This is a genomic window from Allokutzneria sp. NRRL B-24872 (genome assembly GCF_002155965.1).
GTDB lineage: Bacteria > Actinomycetota > Actinomycetes > Mycobacteriales > Pseudonocardiaceae > Allokutzneria.
The window spans coordinates 1-809 of the sequence record NZ_MUMH01000401.1 but is presented as its reverse complement, the minus strand read 5'-3'; the positions used below and the strand labels follow the sequence as shown (position 1 = coordinate 809).

The 809-nt window shown below is 70.2% G+C and carries 1 protein-coding gene; it reads right to left on the bottom strand.

The features are described 5' to 3' along the window. Positions 1-747 (bottom strand): acetaldehyde dehydrogenase (acetylating) (locus CCN37_RS38315; RefSeq protein WP_210408424.1); only part of this gene is annotated, 747 nt, incomplete at its 3' end. Positions 748-809: the final 62 nt, after the last annotated feature.

Genomic DNA, 809 nt, shown 5'->3' with positions numbered 1-809 from the left:
ATCGTCGAACTGCGGCTCGGCGCGCAGCCGGTAGCCGGGGACGTACGAGGCGACCTGCTCGGCGATCTCCTTGACGGAGAGGGTGATGGCGGCCCGGTCGGCGTCCTCGGGGATGGCGCAGAAGACGGTGTCGCGCATGATGACCGGCGGCTCGGCGGGGTTGAGGATGATGATGGCCTTGCCGCGCTCGGCACCGCCGATGGTCTCGATGCCGCGCGAGGTGGTGCGGGTGAACTCGTCGATGTTCGCCCGGGTTCCGGGGCCGGCCGAGACGGAGGCCACCGAGGCCACGATCTCCGCGTACGGGACGGGGACGACGCGGGAGACCGCGTACACCATCGGGATGGTGGCCTGTCCGCCGCAGGTGATCATGTTGACGTTCGGCTGGTCCAGGTGCGCGTGGAGGTTGGCGGGCGGTACGACGGCGGGGCCGACGGCCGCCGGCGTCAGGTCGACGGCCTTGATGCCGAGTTCGGCGTAGCGGGGGGCGTTGGCCCGGTGGACGTAGGCGCTGGTGGCCTCGAAGACGATGTCGGGCTTCTCGTCCTGGGCGAGCAGCCAGTCGACGCCTTCGTGACTGGCCTCGAGGCCGGCCCGGGCGGCGCGGGCGAGGCCCTCGCTGCCGGGGTCGACGCCGATCATCCAGCGGGGTTCGACGTGCGCGGAGCGCTGCAGCTTGTACAGCAGGTCGGTGCCGATGTTGCCGGATCCGACGATGGCGGCGGTCGCCTTTGTCTTGATGGTCATGATCACCTCAGATGAACGAGAGGGAGACGGAGCCAAGGCCGGCGAACTCGGCGGTGAACGTG